Source organism: Pseudobutyrivibrio sp. (assembly GCF_015057185.1).
Taxonomy (GTDB): Bacteria; Bacillota; Clostridia; order Lachnospirales; family Lachnospiraceae; genus Pseudobutyrivibrio.
Genome location: NZ_SVEV01000012.1, coordinates 23,520 through 40,673, shown reverse-complemented (window position 1 = coordinate 40,673; position 17,154 = coordinate 23,520). Strand labels below are relative to the sequence as shown.

Annotated in this window: 15 protein-coding genes and 1 other RNA gene; 15 read left to right on the top strand and 1 reads right to left on the bottom strand. The window is 38.9% G+C overall.

Going from position 1 to position 17,154, the window contains the following annotated elements:
• The first annotated feature begins 32 nt into the window (after positions 1 to 32).
• The 10 genes from E7276_RS06395 to E7276_RS06350 all read left to right on the top strand — a co-directional run bounded on the left by E7276_RS06395 (position 33) and on the right by E7276_RS06350 (position 10,606).
• Positions 33 to 1,565, top strand: a complete 1,533-nt coding sequence (locus E7276_RS06395; protein ID WP_294215189.1) for a helicase HerA-like domain-containing protein — start codon at positions 33 to 35, stop codon at positions 1,563 to 1,565.
• 74 nt (positions 1,566 to 1,639) lie between these two features.
• Positions 1,640 to 2,887 carry a transglutaminase domain-containing protein gene (locus E7276_RS06390; RefSeq protein WP_294215187.1) on the top strand — a complete coding sequence of 416 codons (1,248 nt, stop codon included), beginning with the start codon at positions 1,640 to 1,642 and terminating at the stop codon, positions 2,885 to 2,887.
• Positions 2,880 to 3,599, top strand: a complete 720-nt coding sequence (locus E7276_RS06385) for an aspartate/glutamate racemase family protein (protein ID WP_294215185.1) — start codon at positions 2,880 to 2,882, stop codon at positions 3,597 to 3,599. Before E7276_RS06390 ends, E7276_RS06385 begins: the two co-directional genes overlap by 8 nt.
• 10 nt (positions 3,600 to 3,609) lie before the next feature.
• Complete coding sequence (locus E7276_RS06380) at positions 3,610 to 5,130, top strand: amino acid adenylation domain-containing protein (protein ID WP_294215182.1); 1,521 nt, start codon at positions 3,610 to 3,612, stop codon at positions 5,128 to 5,130.
• Positions 5,131 to 5,336: 206 nt separating this feature from the next.
• Positions 5,337 to 5,570, top strand: coding sequence for an acyl carrier protein (locus tag E7276_RS06375; protein WP_294215179.1), 234 nt, complete (start codon positions 5,337 to 5,339; stop codon positions 5,568 to 5,570).
• Between the two features lie 3 nt (positions 5,571 to 5,573).
• Entirely contained in the window at positions 5,574 to 7,166 is a 1,593-nt protein-coding gene (locus E7276_RS06370) for an MBOAT family O-acyltransferase (RefSeq protein ID WP_294215176.1), read from the top strand.
• 9 nt (positions 7,167 to 7,175) lie between these two features.
• A complete protein-coding gene (locus E7276_RS06365) occupies positions 7,176 to 8,234 on the top strand; it encodes an SGNH/GDSL hydrolase family protein (RefSeq protein WP_294215174.1) in 1,059 nt (352 codons plus the stop codon).
• Between the two features lie 9 nt (positions 8,235 to 8,243).
• A complete protein-coding gene (gene dtd / locus E7276_RS06360; RefSeq protein WP_294215171.1) occupies positions 8,244 to 8,693 on the top strand; it encodes a D-aminoacyl-tRNA deacylase in 450 nt (149 codons plus the stop codon).
• 175 nt (positions 8,694 to 8,868) lie between these two features.
• Positions 8,869 to 9,378, top strand: coding sequence for an RNA polymerase sigma factor (locus tag E7276_RS06355; RefSeq protein WP_294215168.1), 510 nt, complete (start codon positions 8,869 to 8,871; stop codon positions 9,376 to 9,378).
• 16 nt (positions 9,379 to 9,394) lie between these two features.
• Entirely contained in the window at positions 9,395 to 10,606 is a 1,212-nt protein-coding gene (locus E7276_RS06350; RefSeq protein WP_294215166.1) for a DUF4179 domain-containing protein, read from the top strand.
• Positions 10,607 to 10,652: 46 nt separating this feature from the next.
• Here the strand turns inward: E7276_RS06350 and E7276_RS06345 are convergent, their stop codons facing one another.
• Complete coding sequence (locus tag E7276_RS06345; RefSeq protein WP_294215163.1) at positions 10,653 to 12,026, bottom strand: citrate/2-methylcitrate synthase; 1,374 nt, start codon at positions 12,024 to 12,026, stop codon at positions 10,653 to 10,655.
• Positions 12,027 to 12,262: 236 nt separating this feature from the next.
• Here E7276_RS06345 and E7276_RS06340 point away from each other — a divergent pair, with 236 nt between their 5' ends.
• From E7276_RS06340 to ssrS, 5 genes are all read left to right on the top strand, one after another.
• Complete coding sequence (locus E7276_RS06340; RefSeq protein ID WP_294215161.1) at positions 12,263 to 13,276, top strand: methionine ABC transporter ATP-binding protein; 1,014 nt, start codon at positions 12,263 to 12,265, stop codon at positions 13,274 to 13,276.
• Complete coding sequence (locus tag E7276_RS06335) at positions 13,277 to 13,942, top strand: methionine ABC transporter permease (protein ID WP_294215160.1); 666 nt, start codon at positions 13,277 to 13,279, stop codon at positions 13,940 to 13,942.
• Complete coding sequence (locus tag E7276_RS06330) at positions 13,939 to 14,775, top strand: MetQ/NlpA family ABC transporter substrate-binding protein (RefSeq protein WP_294215157.1); 837 nt, start codon at positions 13,939 to 13,941, stop codon at positions 14,773 to 14,775. Before E7276_RS06335 ends, E7276_RS06330 begins: the two co-directional genes overlap by 4 nt.
• 215 nt (positions 14,776 to 14,990) lie before the next feature.
• Entirely contained in the window at positions 14,991 to 16,604 is a 1,614-nt protein-coding gene (gene pckA / locus E7276_RS06325) for a phosphoenolpyruvate carboxykinase (ATP) (protein ID WP_294215154.1), read from the top strand.
• 181 nt (positions 16,605 to 16,785) lie between these two features.
• Positions 16,786 to 16,968, top strand: a non-coding RNA gene (ssrS, locus tag E7276_RS06320) — 6S RNA.
• Positions 16,969 to 17,154 lie beyond the last annotated feature (186 nt).

The window sequence follows — 17,154 nt, the reverse complement described above, 5'->3', positions numbered from 1 at the left end:
TTAGTCTTTGAATAATAATTGGGAGGGCGATTATGATTAAGGATGGTAAGATTTGGGTTGCAAATACACAGGACAATCAGCCACTGTATTTATTGCCTAAAATGGCAAACAGACATGGCTTGATTGCTGGAGCTACCGGCTCAGGCAAGACAATTACGCTAAAGGTGCTGGCTGAAGCATTTTCAGAAATGGGAGTTCCTGTATTTCTTGCAGATGTAAAGGGCGACTTGGCTGGTATGCTTTCTACCGGTGTGGATAATGATGACATGCAGCAGCGAATTAAAAGATTCGGGCTGGATGCAGCAGGATTCGAATATAGCAAGTACCCAACTACTCTATGGGATGTATTCGGTCAAAACGGAATACAGCTTAGAACTACCATAACAGAAATGGGCCCAACATTGTTGGCTCGTATTCTTGATCTAAACGACCTTCAAAGCGATATATTAACTATTGTTTTCAAAATCGCTGACGATAATAACCTTGCCCTTATTGACACCAAGGACTTAAAGGCAATGCTCAATTATGTATCTGAGAATAATACCGAGTTTGCAGCAGAATATGGAAATCTTAGCAAGGTTAGTATTAGCGCTATCCAACGAGCAGTGGTTGCTTTGGAGCTTGCTGGGGGCGAGACCTTCTTTGGAGAGCCAGCACTAGATATTAGGGATTGGTTTTCAACTGGAGAAAATGGAAGAGGAATGATTCATATTCTCGATAGCCAGAGTCTTATTAATAATGGCACCTTGTATTCTATGTTTTTGCTATGGATGCTGTCTGAGCTGTTTGAAACATTGCCAGAGGTTGGGGATTTGGACAAGCCTAAGATGGTTTTCTTCTTCGACGAAGCTCACCTTTTATTTAAGGACACACCAAAGGCTTTATTAGAAAAAATAGAGCAGGTTGTTAAGCTGATTCGTTCAAAAGGGGTAGGAGTATACTTTGTAACTCAAAACCCTAGAGATATTCCTGATGGAGTACTGGCACAGCTGGGAAATAAAATACAGCATGCTCTTCATGCTTATACGCCATCAGACCAGAAGGCACTTAAGGCTGCGGCAGATTCATTTAGAGAAAATCCTGAATTTAAAACTATCGAAGTGCTAGAGGCGTTAGGTACTGGTGAGGCTATTATTTCCCTTTTACAGGAAGATGGAACTCCTAGCATAGTTGAGAAGGCATTTGTATTACCACCAAAATCTCTTATGGGTGGCATTGATGCAGCTACTAGAGATGCTGGAATCAAAGGAAGCTTGCTTTATTCGAAATACGCAAATGCGGTAGACCCAGAGTCGGCATATGAACTATTACAAAGACTTGGAATAGAAAAGGCTGAGGCTGAACAGGCTGAGAAAGATGCAGCAGCATCAGCAAAGCAAAAAGAAAAAGACAATTCTAGAATGAAGAGAGCGGCCAAATCTGTTGGAACTACTGTGGCTGGAACTGTAGGAAGAGAGGTTGGTAAAAACATCGGTAAAAACTTTGGAAAGTTCGGCAAAACTCTCGGTGGAAATACAGGGGCTCAGTTATTTAGAGGATTGCTTAATACTTTATTTAAAGGTTAATGAGAATATTTGACGTCATGCTTCATGATTGCTAAAATTGTCTACGAGCGTATATACGCTTGGGAGATGGTGAAATGAGCGGAAATGTCAAAAGACGTAAACATAATAGAAAAAGAAGGAATAGGCTTTTACGGATAGGTGTAGTGGCTATTTTTATAGCGGTTGCCTCTGTGGGAGCCTATTTTTATTATGATTATTCCAGCAGGGTTTATGACAAATGTGTCGTAGAGCTAGGGGGAAGCGTTTCTGCTACTGACTTCCTTAAGAAAGAATCAAACACTGCAGAGTTTACTGCTGACACTGTGATTTCCACAGAAAAAGCTGGTGTTTATAAGGTTGGCATCCAATCTGGTTTTTACACATATGAATGTACTCTAGAGGTGGATGATACTGTGGCTCCAGAGCTTCAGGTAAAGGATTTAACTCGTACCAAGGAGGAGATACCAACAGCTGCAGATTTTGTAGAGTCAGTTAGTGATTTGTCCGGTGATGTGACGGTATATTTCGGGGAAGCAATCAGCTTTGACAATTATGGCAAAATAGACGTTACTATCGTTGCCGAGGATCCTTCTGGTAATAAGACTCAGGCCAACGCAGTACTTAATCTAGTTGAAGAATATGATATTGAGCCGCCTGTCATAGAAGGCCAGCTTAATAAAACAGTATATGTGGGAGACGGTGTTAGCTTTAAAAATGGTATATCTGTTACTGACAACGTTGACACTGATATAGAGCTTCAGGTAGACAGCAGTCAGGTGGATTTAAATACACCTGGTGAATACAATATCGTATATACGGCTGTGGATTCCATGGGTAATATGGATTTGGCCGAGGGTGTTGTTACTGTCATTGAACAAACCTATACCGAGGATGAGGTATATGCCTTGGCAGATGAAGTTTTGGCGGACATCATTACCGAAGATATGTCTGATTACGACAAGGCCCATGCAATATATGTATGGGTGCAGGGCAATATTGGCTACAGCGAAAGCGATGACAGTGGAGACTGGCTCAAGGGAGCTTATGATGGTCTGAAAAATAGACATGGAGATTGCTACAACTACTTTGCTGTAAGCAAGGCTTTGTTAACAAGAGCCGGCATCAAAAATGGTGATATCGAGATTATCCCAACTGCCACTCGTCATCATTATTGGAATGTGATAGACTGTGGCGAGGGATGGCGTCATTTTGATACAACCCCACGTACAGACAAGAGTTTTAAGGGCTTTTATATTACAGATGAGGAGCTGATGGAGTATTCTAATCAGCATTATCGTTCTCACAATTATGACAGGGAGGTATACACATACTTCAATGAATAAAAAGCTAGGTATAATCGGTGGTCTAGGGCCCCTTGCTACTGCATATTTTATGCAGCGCATTATCGAATTGACAGATGCTAGGACCGACCAGGAAAATATAGAAATGATTGTTTATAACTGCCCATCCATTCCAGATAGGACGGGGTATATTTTAGGCAAAAGTGAGCTTAGCCCATTGCCTAAAATTTTAGAGCTTGCTCAGAATTTAGAAAAACAGAATGTTGATTATATAGCTATGCCATGTATAACTGCTCATTATTTTCATGACCAGTTGGCAGATAGCGTTTTTGTGCCAGTAAGCAATGGTATCAAAGAAACTGCTCAATATTTATCTGACAGAGGAATTGAGACAGTTGGAATAATGGCCACAGATGGTACGGCACAGATGCATTTATTTGATTCGGTATTTAAGGATTATGATATTAAATGCGTTTATCCTGATGAACAGGCCCAAAAGCTTGTTATGAGCATCATTTATGATGATGTAAAGGCTGGGCGCAAGGTAAACATGGAGGAGTTTGAGCTTGTTAAGCTACAGCTTCTTGGAAAGGGAGCAGAGGTTATCATCCTAGGATGTACTGAGCTTTCCATTGTAAAACGAGATAATGATGTAGGACCAAAGGTCCTTGATATCATAGATGTTTTGGCGGCAGATTGTGTTAATAAATGTGCCAAGGCTAGGCCAGAATGCGACAGCCTAATTACAGAATAGAGGTATTATAATGCAAAATAATGTACTAGATTATTTGGATAATAGTTTAAATAGAGTTCCAAATAAAATCGCATATGCGGATGACGAAGTTGAACTTACATTTTCTGATGTTAAAAGAATTATGGATTCAGTTGGTACTGGATTGATAAACAGAGGATGTAAAAGAGAACCAGTAATAGTATTTATGAAAAAGAGTCCAAATACTATTGCTACATTTTTTGGAGTAATAAATGCAGGCTGCTACTATGTTCCAATAGATAGTGAAATGCCAGCCACAAGAATTAATCTTATTCTTGATAATTGTAAACCAAAGGTTATTATCTGCGACGACTCTACAATAGAGATTGCAAAGGGCTTTGATTATGAAGCTGATTTAGTATTGTTCTCAGATATCGCAAATACGAATCCTGATACTGAGGCCCTTGCCCTTGTTAGAAAGAAGGCTATTGATACAGATCCAATCTATATAGTGTTTACATCAGGCTCTACAGGAGTGCCAAAGGGAGTATGTGCTTGCCATCGTTCTGTCATTGATTATATTGAACAGCTCTCTGAAACACTTGGATTTAACGAGGATACAATTTTTGGAAATCAGACACCACTTTATTTTGATGCCTGCCTAAAAGAGCTTTATCCAACGCTTAAATTTGGAGCTACCACATACTTGATTCCACATTCATATTTCATGTTCCCGATTAAGCTTGTGGAATATATCAATGAGCACAAAATTAATACAGTATGCTGGGTTGTATCAGCGCTTACCATGATTAGCGCATTTGCTACCTTTGATACTGTAGTACCACATACACTTAAAACAATTGCATTTGGTAGCGAGGTGTTTCCTATCAAGCAGTTCAGACTTTGGAGAGCAGCAGTACCAGAGGCTAAATTCTTTAACCTTTATGGACCAACAGAGGGTACAGGAATGTGCTGCTATTATCCTGTTGAAAGAGAATTTGCTGATGATGAAGTCATTCCAGTTGGCTTTCCATTTAAGAACACAGAAATCCTTCTTTTAAAAGAGGATAATACTCTTGCTGCTCAGGGAGAGCAGGGTGAAATCTGTATTCGAGGAACTTCTGTAACACTTGGTTATTACAATAACCCAGAGAAGACCAGCGAGTCTTATGTACAGAATCCTTTAAATAAAAATTATCCAGAGATTATTTATCGCACTGGAGACATTGGACATCTCAATGAGAGAGGAGAGCTTGTTTTCCATTCTCGTAAGGATTTCCAAATCAAGCATATGGGACACCGCATTGAGCTTGGAGAAATTGAGGCCAATGTAAACCTTGTGCCAGAAATCAAGCTATCAGGCTGTATCTATGCCAAGGAACAGGGCAAAATCGTGCTCTATTACGTAGGCGACATCACAGAAGGCGATTTAATCAAAGCATTAAAAACTAAGCTTCCACGCTACATGCTACCAAACAAGGTTAACCGCCTTGAAAACATGCCATTCACAGCCAACGGCAAAATCGACCGTGTAAGCTTGAGTAAAATGTATATAAAAAGCACATCCAAGTAATACATGCTTAAATGTAAGCTTCGCTTACTAGTGCGATACTTCCTTCGGAAAGCATCACACCTTTCCCGCAGGGCGCCATTATGAAGTGCTTTTATATGAGCTGGTAGACATCAAGCTCTTGGGTCTCTTTAGCGAATCATGTTAGATGAGCGGAGAGACTCAAGGCTTGTAGTCGTAACCAGCGGATTAAATTTAGGAGGAAAATTATGGAAGAATTATTAGAAATTTTAGGAGACTTACATCCTGAGGTGGACTTTACTACTGAGAAGGGCCTTGTGACAGGCGGAATCCTTGATTCCTTTGATATTGTGTCACTTATTTCAGAGATTAATGAGGAGTTTGACGTTACAATCGGTGCTGCCGAGCTTACTCCAGAAAACTTTGATTCAGCTGAGACAATTTACGCATTAATTAAGGCTAAATTAGACGACGAGGACTAATACATGTTATTTACAAGCTACGAATTCTTAGGATTTTTATTAGTAGTATTTTTGATGTATTACATCATTCCAGGAAGGGCCCAGTGGTCCTTCCTGCTTCTTGCTAGTTACGCATTTTATTTTATGGCGGATCCTAGATATTTGATTTTTATTGCCATAACAACAGTGAGTACTTTCTTGGCAGCGAAAGCTATCTCTGATAAAAAGCTAGCTTTTGATGCTTGGTTCAAGGAGCACAAAAAAGAATACGAGAAGGATGAGAGAAAAGCCCTAAAGGCTAAGGAGCATGCCACGGAGAAAAGGATTTTCTTATGCTGTTTGCTTTTCAATTTAGGTATTCTTGCTGTTACAAAGTACACTAATTTTACTATTGCAAATATCAACCAACTGCTTGGTGCATTTAATGACGGTGAAGGAATTTCATTTGTAAATTTGATTATCCCAATGGGTATCTCATTCTATACATTCCAGTCAATGGGATACTTGATTGATGTATATAACGGCAAGTTTGAGGCTCAAAAGAATTTGCTGAAGTTTGCGCTTTTTGTTTCATTCTTTCCACAGCTTGTTCAAGGACCAATCAGCCGATATGCAGATTTAAGCAAGACTCTATATGAGGAGCATAGATTTGATTGGCGCACAGTATCCTTTGGATTAGAGCGTATTCTTTGGGGATTTTTCAAAAAGCTTGTTATTGCAGATAGAATTCTTGTTCCTGTAAAAGCAATTATTGCTGATACAGATACTTACACAGGCTTTTATGCCTTCGCAGGGGCGATGTTTTATGCTCTAGAGCTTTACTGCGATTTCACTGGCGGTATAGATATCACTATTGGTGTGGCTGAGACTATGGGAATCAAAGTTACCGAAAACTTTATTCGCCCATATTTTTCAAAGAACATCAAGGAGTACTGGAATAGATGGCATATTACCATGGGTACATGGTTTACAGACTATATTTTCTATCCAATTTCTGCCAGCCAGTTTATGATGAAGCTTTCTAAAAAATCTAGAGCTAAGCTTGGCAATAATTTGGGTAAGAGAGTGCCTGTTTATTTATCAAGCTTTATTGTATGGTTTACAACAGGTATATGGCATGGAGCTAGCTGGAATTTTATAGTATGGGGTCTTGGCAACTTTGTAGTTATCATGATTTCTCAGGAGCTTGAGCCATTCTACAGATGGTTCCACAGCAAGGTGCATGTCGCAGGCACATTTGGATGGAGACTTTTTCAGGTCATCAGAACTGTGCTTATTATGTCATCACTTCGTATGTTTGACTGTTATAGAGATGTACCTCTTACTTTCAAAATGTTTGGAAGTATATTTACAGATTCCAGCCTTGCGCAAATTAATACAGAGGCCTTTATTGGAATGGGAATCACAGGTTACGATTACTTAATTGTTTTTGTTGGGCTATTAATTCTTGTTTCAGTGAGCTTGATTCAGCGAAGTGGCTCTGTAAGAGAAAAAATATCAACTGTGGCTGCGCCTGCTAGATTTATAATTTGGTATGGATTGCTGATGGCTACTTTAGTGTTTGGAGCTTACGGAATTGGATATTCCGCAAGTCAGTTTATCTATAATCAGTTCTAGAGGTGTTAAATGAAAAGACTTTTAGCAATAGTTCTTTCTATCGTAATTGCGATAACAGGACTATGGATAACAACTAAATTACTTATGCCTAAATATATGTCAGGGATTCTAGAGGGAGCAATGATTGCAGAATACTATGATGATCCAACAGACCATAACGTGGTATTCATTGGTGATTGCGAGCTCTATGAAAATATTTCCCCTGTATATTTGTGGGAAAACTACGGAATCAATTCCTATGTGCGAGGAAGCGCCCAACAGTTGATTTGGCAATCCTATTATTTGGCAGAGGAAACGATTGAGCGAGAGCACCCAGATGTTATTGTATTTAACGTGCTTTCCATGAAATATAACGAGCCACAAAATGAGGCTTATAATCGAATGACTCTTGATGGTATGAAATGGAGCAGCAGCAAGGTTGATTCCATTAATGCATCAATGACAGAGGAAGAAAGCTTTATTGAATACGTATTTCCGTTACTTCGTTATCACAGCCGCTGGAATGATTTAAACTCAGATGATTTTGAATATTTATTCCATAAAGACAAGGTATCCTTTAATGGATATTACATGCGTGTTGACGTAAAGGCTGCTGAGAATGTACCTGAGGGAAAGCCTCTTGCAGATTACCAGTTTGGAGAGAACTCATATTATTACTTAGACAAGCTTACACAGCTTTGTAAGGAAAACGATGTCGAGTTAGTTCTTGTTAAAGCACCTACTCTTTACCCTTATTGGTATGAACAGTGGGATCAGCAGATTGTTGATTATGCAGAGAAAAATGATTTGACTTATATTAATTTCCTCGATTATCAGGATGAAATGGGAATAGATTGGAGTACTGACACATATGACGGTGGACTCCACCTTAACCTTGCAGGTGCTGAGAAAATGTCCGATTATTTTGGACAGATATTGGTTGACGATTTTGGCGTTCCAGATAGAAGAGGTGAGGCTGAGCTTGATGATTACTGGAATGGTGTAATCGAAAGATACAATGACGAAATTGAGAGACAGACAACTAATCTAGAAAAGTATGGTTCTGTTCACGAGCCAGATGAACAATAGGAGAGTATCATGAAATTTGTAATACAAAGAGTCAACCATGCATCGGTAAAGGTTGATGGGAATGTAATTGGGCAAATCGGCAAAGGCTTTCTTGTTCTTATTGGAGTGTGCGATGATGATACAAAGGAAATCGCAGACAAAATGGTAAAGAAGCTTTTGGGACTTCGAATATTTGATGATGAGAATGATAAAATCAATCTTTCTCTTACAGATGTAGGTGGTGAGTTGCTTCTTGTTTCTCAATTTACTCTTTATGCAAATTGCAAAAAGGGGTATCGACCATCCTTCACAGATGCAGGGGCACCTGATATGGCAAACGATATGTATGAATACATCATTGAGAAATGTCGTGAAGGAAACTTTCATGTTGAAACTGGAGAATTCGGCGCGGACATGAAGGTGTCACTAGAAAACGATGGGCCATTTACAATTGTCCTTGATTCAAAAGATATATGTTAAGAAAGCAGGCCTGTAGCAGTTTTGCTATGGGCTTTTTTGTATGCTAAAAATTTTTTTACATAAATTTTAAAATATGTGAAACTTTTTCATTCCTCACACGTCTAATGTATGTAAGAACAATTGAAGGACGCTTTGATTATTCTTAATACTGTGTGCACAACAGGAGGCTGCATCAATGCAGAAACGAGACATAAATGAACTTATAGTAAGAGCTAAAAGGCGTGATAAGGATGCTTTTACTGAACTGATTAACAGACATATGCAGGATATGTACAAGGTGGCGCTGGCAATTCTTATGAATGATGAGGATGTGGCAGATGCCATACAGGAGACAATCCTTAATTGTTGGGAGAAGATTGACACCCTTAGGTTCAACAAATATTTTAAGACTTGGCTTACAAAGATTCTTATGAATAATTGTTATGACATTATTAGAAACAAACAGAATCAAGCTGAGCTTAATGAATGGGATGAGCCTACCTATGAGGACGATTGCAATCTAGAGCTAAAAGAAGCTTTGGACAAGCTAGAAGAGAAATACAGAGTCATTATAGTGATGTTTTATTGGCAGGGTTATTCTATTGAAGAGATTTCAAAGGTGCTAGAACTCCCGGCAAATACAGTAAAAACCAGATTAAAACGTGGTCGTGAAAGATTGGCCCGTTATTACGAGATAGTTGAGTAGAAAGGAAGACAGTGATATGGATAAGAAGAAGTTAATAATATCTGATGCTGAGATTCCTACTATAGTTCAGGAAAAAGTAGACCTTGCCTTTACTCAGATTTATGAGGAAGAGGAGAGGACAATGAAAAAGAGAAATTTTAGAATAGTTAAAACAATAGTAGCAACAGCTGCAGCACTTGGTGTGGTAGTTTTCTCAGGAGTATGCATTACAAATCCATCATTTGCAGAGGAGGTTCCTGTTGTAGGAAATGTATTTTCTAGCTTAGGTCACAAGCTTGGTTTTGGCGGAGACTATGAAAAATATGCACAGCCTATAGCATCAGATTCGTTAAATGAGGCTGTTGCACTTACTCAGACGGTTGATGGTAACACAGTCACACTTCAGGACATATATTGTGATGAAAAGGCTATGTACATTAGTATGATAATTGAGAGTAAAGACCCATTCCCAATTAGCCAAATGTATCCTGATTTGGATAATGAGGATATGTACATGTTTTATCTCTTTGATTCAAAACTAAAATATAGCTTTGAGACAGAAGATAGTAGTTATAATAATAATTCCTTAGAGTATTTAAATGGAGAATTTATTGATGATAATACCTTCCAGGGAGTTGTTAAGGTAGATTTAGCTTACGTGCTTAATTACTATTCAAAAGACGTGTTAGAATCAAACGAGTATTATACAGATGCAGATACACCAGTATCTCACTATGATTTGCCAGATTCCTTTACAGTTGATTTTGAACTTGATGATATTGTAACAGATATTGATAATCCGGCATTTTCTGAGCTTACTATGGAAGAACAGGATTCCCTTAATTGGAAAAATGAGTATGAGAATTGGTGGATTGATGGTCCTTGGCATTTTACCTTTGATGTAAATGTTGATAGACAAAATACCACATCAAAAACTATTGATGTAGAAGGTTTGTCAGGAATTAGCTATATAACTGTCAGCAAGACACCATTTGAATTAGAATTGGATTATGATGATCCTTATGCTAATTATATAGTTGTCGCACTTGATAAAGATGGAAAACACATGGAGGCAGAGGATGACTTGTCGATGCTTCCAGTTGAAGGCCATGATGTTTCAGAAATCACACTTTATGTATGTGATTATTACGATTACATGGATGAAATCAAGGGCCTTCTGTTAGAAGGTGATGGAGCAAAAGATATTCTTGATGAGAAAGCACTTTGGAGTGGCGTTGTAGAATTCTAAATATTAAATAATCCCCGTTGCATATAAGCAGCGGGGATTTTGTTGTTTAGTCAACTGTTCTGTCTTCGATTGGAATGTATTTTTTGTGCTGGCATACTGTCATGTATGCAGGTCTCATGATTTTGCCCTTGTGGCAAATCTCTTCCATACGGTGAGCGCTCCAGCCAGCGATACGTGCGATGGCAAATATTGGAGTGAAAAGCTCTCCAGGAATGCCAAGCATCTGATATACGAAGCCTGAATAGAAATCCACGTTAGGAGAAACACCTTTGTAGATTTTTCTCTCCTCAGCGATAATCTTTGGAGCAAGCTTTGCAACTAATTCATAAAGATTATATTCTTTTTCCATTCCCTTTTCTTTTGCAAGGTCAGCAACAAAAGAATGGAAGGTAAGAGCACGTGGGTCTGACACAGAATAAATAGCGTGTCCCATACCATAAATAAGGCCAGCCTTATCGAATGCCTCTCCGTGAAGTAAAGCTCTAAGATAAGCAGAAACTTCTTCCTCGTCTTCCCAATTATTCAGGTGAGACTTCATATCATCAAACATTTTGACGACCTTGATATTGGCACCACCATGCTTTGGACCCTTGAGAGAGCCAAGAGCTGCTGCTATAGCAGCGTATGTATCTGTACCAGATGAAGAAACCAGGTGAGTAGTGAAGGTGGAGTTGTTACCACCACCATGCTCCATATGAAGGATAAGAGCTACATCAAGAAGCTTTGCTTCAAGTGGAGTGAATTTACTGTCTGGTCTCAAGCAGTGAAGAATATTCTCTGCTGTTGAGTAGTCAGGTCTAGGCTGATGAATGATAAGTGATTTCCCATTGTAGTAGTAATCGTATGCAGCATAGCTGTAAACAGATAACAATGGAAAATTGGCAATGAGCTGTAAGCACTGTCTAAGTACATTAGGCTCAGAAGTATCATCAGCGTAGTCATCATAGGAATAAAGAGCAAGTACTGATCTAGCAAGTGAGTTCATCATATCCTGTGATGGGCTTTTCATAATCATATCTCTTACAAAGTTAGGTGGAAGAGAGCGGTATCTTGCAAGAAGATTTTTAAATTCTTCTAATTGTTCTATTGTAGGAAGCGAACCAAATAATAGAAGATATGCACATTCCTCGAAACCGAAGTGCTGCTCTGCAGGAAGATTCTTTACAAGGTCTCTAACGTTATATCCTCTATAGAATAACTGACCGTCGCAAGGAACCTCTTTTCCATCAACAAATTTCTTTGAATTGACCTCTGAAATCTCTGTTATACCAACAAGTACACCCTTACCATTAAGGTCACGAAGACCTCTTTTTACATCGTAGGTAGTGTATAATTCAGGATCAATGTATGAGGATTTTTTTGAAAGTTCCGCAAGCTTTTCTAGTTCAGGAGTAATCTCGCTGTAGTTTTCAATTACCATTAACATTTTCCTCCTTTTAACGTCTGTAATCATTTTACACTTTAGTGCGCTAAATTACAGTATATGTATAGTACCACAAAAATAGCATGGCAACAAGATTTATGCTAGTTATAAATTAAATTTATACCCACTAATAAAATTAGTTTATTATACCTAGATTCTATTATTTGATATACTCAATAAAGTAAAAACCTATTGATTAATAGGTTTATGATCGATCGGAGGCAAAAATTAATATGATACGACTAGAAAACGTATCCAAAGAGTTCAAAACTAAGAGCGGTAAAGTCGACGCCGTTCACAATGTTAGTTTTGAAATTCGCGATGGCGAAATATTTGGAATAATTGGTTTTTCGGGGGCAGGAAAATCTACACTTGTTAGATGTTTAAATATGTTAGAGAGGCCTACAGCTGGCAAAGTAATATTTGAAGATTTGGATTTAACAAATGCCAGTGAAAAGGAATTGAGAACTGCTAGACGCAGCATAGGAATGATATTCCAGCAATTCAATCTTTTAGCCCAGAGAAATGTTATTGACAACGTATGTTATCCACTTGAGATTTCTGGTGTAAAAAGAAAAAAGGCATTGGAAAAGGCTAGAGAGCTTTTGGCCCTTGTAGATTTGGCTGATAAAGAAAAGTCATATCCAGCACAGCTGTCAGGTGGACAAAAGCAAAGAGTTGCTATAGCAAGAGCCCTTGCTACAGACCCAAAGGTTTTACTTTGCGATGAGGCAACTTCAGCACTTGACCCCCTTACAACTAGAAATATCCTAAAGCTATTAAAGGATATTAATAAAAAGCTTGGTGTTACTATCGTAATTATCACTCATGAAATGAGAGTAGTGGAGCAGATATGTGACAGAGTAGCAGTTATGAGCCAGGGCGTTGTTGAAGAATTTGGAGATGTTAGAGAAATATTTAAGAATCCAAAGTCTGAAACAGCCAGAAAGCTCATCGTTCCTGAGGAAGAGGATGGGGGCGTGCCAGTACCAACAAAGGATTACATCAGAGTGGTATTTGATGGGCAGTCTTCATATGAGCCAGCTATTGCGCAGCTTATTTTACACACAGGAATGGAACTTAATATTTTAGGTGCTAGTACAGCTGATATAGGTGGAAGTGCTTATGGACAGCTCCTTATAGAAACTCCAAAAGACAGGACACAGGTTGAAGAGATTAAAGAGTTTCTTTCATCAAAAGGCGTTTTCGCTGAGGAGGTTAAAAACCTTCAGAAAGGAGAGGTTTAAATGAAAGCAGATGTTTTAATACCACTTTTAATTGAGGCAACAGGAGAAACCTTTTATATGGTTATAGTTGCTACAATATTAGCTTATGTATTTGGTATTCCACTTGGTGTTCTCTTATTTATTACAGACAAGGGTGGAATCAAAGAAAACAGAGTTGTTAATTTGGTTTTAGGTCTTGCAATTAACATTCTGAGATCCATACCATTTTTAATTTTATTAGTTGCAATCCTTCCATTTACTAGATTCGTGGTTGGCACAACAATTGGAACTACAGCCATAATAGTTCCTCTTGTTGTAGCAGCTGCTCCATTTGTAGCTCGAATGGTAGAATCTTCATTAAAGGAAGTTGATGAAGGCGTTATTGAGGCTGCAAAAGCAATGGGTTCTACAGATTGGCAGATTATCACAAAGGTACTTTTGCCAGAGGCTAGACCATCACTTTTAATTGGTTTGACAATTGCCTTTGCAACAATTTTAGGGTATTCAGCAATGTCTGGCTTCGTAGGAGGTGGAGGACTTGGAAAGATGGCCCACACATACGGATATATCAGATACCAGACAGACGTTATGGTTATTGACGTTGTTCTTCTTGTGATCATCGTGCAGGTGTTCCAGGAAGTAGGAATGAGACTAGTTAATAGAACGGACAGGAGGATAAAAAAATGAAAAAGAAATTACTAACATTATTTGCAGTAGGGGTTTTAGCTACATCAGCAGTATTCACAGGATGCGGATCAAAGGAAAAGGCAGAAAGCTCTACAGAGGCTTCTTCAGATGACAAGGTTATCAAGATTGGTGCAAGCGCATCTCCTCATGCAGAGATTCTTGAGCAGATTAAGGATAATCTAGAGGAGCAGGGATACACACTTGAGATTGTTGTTTATGATGATTATATTATTCCAAACACAGCGCTTGAGGATGGAGAATTAGATGCAAACTTCTTCCAGCATGCTCCATATTTAAATGATTTCAATGAGCAGAATGGCACACACATTGTTGGTGTTGCACCAGTTCATTTTGAGCCAATGGCAATTTATGCCGGAAAGTCATCATCTTTAGATGATATTAAAGAAGGCGCAAGCATTGCTATACCAAACGACACAACAAACGAGGCTAGAGCCTTACTTCTTCTTGAGGCAAATGGACTTATCACTCTTAACGAAGATGCTGGTGTAACAGCTACAGTTCTTGATATCGAAGAGAATCCTTACAACTTAGAAATCGAAGAGCTTGAAGCTGCTCAGATTCCTAGATCAATTGAGGATGTTGATTTTGCAGTAATCAATGGAAATTATGCACTTTCAGCAGGTGTAACTGGCGCTCTTGCATATGAGGCTTCAGATTCTCTTGCTGCTGAAACATACGCTAACATTGTTTGCGTAAAGGAAGGCAATGAAGAGACAGAGAAGACTAAGGCTTTGGTAAATGCAATTCTTTCTGATGAAGTAAGAGATTACATCAATGATCAATATCAGGGAGCAGTAGTTCCTGTATTTTAATTGAAAATCAACTTTTAATGCCGAGTAGAAATACTCGGCATTTTGCTTAAAATAAAGGATTAAAATTGTATAATTCGGCATACAATTTTTTTGTGAATTAATTGACAATATCCGGTTGAATGGCTAAAATGATATTTAGCGAAAATTAGTTTATAGCCCTTGAATTCAAGGGTTAACTAATAAGAAAATTAATTAGAAAAGTGAGGTAAGACAAGATGGCTAATGTTGATTTAACAAAGTATGGCATCACAGGAACAACTAGTATCGTTCACAATCCTTCTTACGAGGAACTCTACAAGGCAGAGCTCGATTCAAAGAACGAAGGATATGAAGTAGGTAAGGAAACAGAGCTTGGCGCTGTTAACGTTATGACAGGTATCTACACTGGTCGTTCACCTAAAGATAAGTACATTGTCATGGATGAGAATTCAAAGGACACTGTATGGTGGACATCAGATGATTATAAGAATGATAACCATCCTATGTCTGAAGAAGTTTGGGCTAAGGTAAAGGATCTTGCAAAGAAGGAACTTTCAAATAAGGACCTTTATGTAGTAGATGCTTTCTGTGGAGCTAATAAGGATAGCCGTATGGCAGTTCGTTTCATCGTTGAGGTTGCATGGCAGGCTCACTTTGTTGAGAATATGTTTATTAAGCCAACAGCAGAAGAACTTGCAAACTTTGAGCCAGATTTCGTAGTTTACAATGCTTCAAAGGCTAAGGTTGAAAACTATAAGGAACTCGGTCTTAACTCTGAGACTTGTGTTGCTTTCAATATTACATCTCGTGAGCAGGTTATCATCAACACATGGTACGGCGGAGAGATGAAGAAGGGTATGTTTAGTATGATGAACTACTTCCTTCCACTTAAGGGCATGGCTTCAATGCACTGCTCAGCTAACTGCGATATGGATGGAAAGCACACAGCTATCTTCTTCGGTCTTTCTGGAACAGGTAAGACTACACTTTCTACAGATCCTAAGCGTCGCCTTATCGGTGATGATGAGCACGGCTGGGATGACAATGGTGTATTCAACTTTGAGGGCGGTTGCTACGCAAAGGTTATCGGTCTTGATAAGGAATCTGAGCCAGACATCTACAACGCAATCAGAAGAGATGCTCTTCTTGAGAACGTAACAGTAGCTGCTGATGGAAAGATTGATTTCGATGACAAGAGCGTTACAGAGAACACTCGTGTATCTTACCCAATAGAGCACATCAACAATATTGCAGCTGAAGTAAATAAGGTTTCTGCTGGTCCTGACGCTGAAAACGTAATCTTCCTTTCAGCTGATGCATTCGGAGTACTTCCACCAGTATCTATCCTTACACCAGAGCAGACAAAGTACTACTTCCTTTCAGGATTTACAGCTAAGCTTGCTGGTACAGAGAGAGGTATCACAGAGCCTACACCTACATTCTCAGCTTGCTTCGGTCAGGCATTCCTTGAGCTTCACCCAACAAAGTATGCTGAGGAGCTTGTTAAGAAGATGGAGAAGTCTGGAGCAAAGGCTTACCTTGTTAATACAGGTTGGAATGGAACAGGAAAGAGAATCACAATTAAGGATACAAGAGGTATCATCGATGCTATCCTTTCTGGTGATATCAAGAAGGCTCCTACAAAGACTATCCCAATGTTCAACTTCGAAGTTCCTACAGAGCTTCCAGGCGTAGATTCTGGTATCCTTGATCCTAGAGATACATATGCTAACGCTTCTGAGTGGGAAGAGAAGGCAAAGGATCTTGCTGCTAGATTCAACAAGAACTTCGTTAAGTACACAACTAACGAGGCTGGTAAGGCACTTGTTTCTGCAGGTCCACAGCTCTAATCAAAAGACCCATTGGCCTACGATATAAATATATGTAATTCTAACCCATCTTGTGACTAATGTTACGAGATGGGTTTTATTTTGTAATATAGGACTTATATGTAACTCTGTGAAAAAACAGTTCTTTATTTTGACACAAATTTGGTGTACTATAATTGCAGGTAGTAAATACCGAATGTTTCCTAACCTGGGATGTACGATTTAACTTATCCTTTTTGAACCTACATTTACTTTAAATGGAATGCTTATATTTCTAATCGGCTGTCAGGCCTCCGTTCGCAGTGGAAGACAAAAGATTAGTTGCGGCGATCCACCTAGCTAGAGCTAGGAGTCAATTGATAGGCCCGGCACCTCCGGGTTAGGTTTGTTTTTAGGTTTTGAGAGAGCCTTGTTACGCTCTCAAGCCTTAGATATTACTCCGCTCAGCTTGGAATGCTTCGCTTGAGTAATACTAAGAGCTTGATAGCTACAAGGCTCTTTTTTATTTGTCTAAAATCCATCCACCCCTTTTATATGCCGGCTAACTAATAATGGACACACCTATGTTATA

Excerpts from the sequence above, each read along its gene's own strand:
- E7276_RS06345 (WP_294215163.1), bottom strand. The coding sequence starts at position 12,026 with ATGGTAATTGAAAACTACAGCGAGATTACTCCTGAACTAGAAAAGCTT.
- E7276_RS06335 (WP_294215160.1), top strand. The coding sequence starts at position 13,277 with ATGAAAGCAGATGTTTTAATACCACTTTTAATTGAGGCAACAGGAGAA.
- E7276_RS06355 (WP_294215168.1), top strand. The coding sequence starts at position 8,869 with ATGCAGAAACGAGACATAAATGAACTTATAGTAAGAGCTAAAAGGCGT.
- E7276_RS06370 (WP_294215176.1), top strand. The coding sequence starts at position 5,574 with ATGTTATTTACAAGCTACGAATTCTTAGGATTTTTATTAGTAGTATTT.
- E7276_RS06365 (WP_294215174.1), top strand. The coding sequence starts at position 7,176 with ATGAAAAGACTTTTAGCAATAGTTCTTTCTATCGTAATTGCGATAACA.
- pckA (WP_294215154.1), top strand. The coding sequence starts at position 14,991 with ATGGCTAATGTTGATTTAACAAAGTATGGCATCACAGGAACAACTAGT.
- E7276_RS06330 (WP_294215157.1), top strand. The coding sequence starts at position 13,939 with ATGAAAAAGAAATTACTAACATTATTTGCAGTAGGGGTTTTAGCTACA.
- E7276_RS06340 (WP_294215161.1), top strand. The coding sequence starts at position 12,263 with ATGATACGACTAGAAAACGTATCCAAAGAGTTCAAAACTAAGAGCGGT.
- E7276_RS06385 (WP_294215185.1), top strand. The coding sequence starts at position 2,880 with ATGAATAAAAAGCTAGGTATAATCGGTGGTCTAGGGCCCCTTGCTACT.
- dtd (WP_294215171.1), top strand. The coding sequence starts at position 8,244 with ATGAAATTTGTAATACAAAGAGTCAACCATGCATCGGTAAAGGTTGAT.
- E7276_RS06395 (WP_294215189.1), top strand. The coding sequence starts at position 33 with ATGATTAAGGATGGTAAGATTTGGGTTGCAAATACACAGGACAATCAG.
- E7276_RS06390 (WP_294215187.1), top strand. The coding sequence starts at position 1,640 with ATGAGCGGAAATGTCAAAAGACGTAAACATAATAGAAAAAGAAGGAAT.
- E7276_RS06350 (WP_294215166.1), top strand. The coding sequence starts at position 9,395 with ATGGATAAGAAGAAGTTAATAATATCTGATGCTGAGATTCCTACTATA.
- E7276_RS06380 (WP_294215182.1), top strand. The coding sequence starts at position 3,610 with ATGCAAAATAATGTACTAGATTATTTGGATAATAGTTTAAATAGAGTT.
- E7276_RS06375 (WP_294215179.1), top strand. The coding sequence starts at position 5,337 with ATGGAAGAATTATTAGAAATTTTAGGAGACTTACATCCTGAGGTGGAC.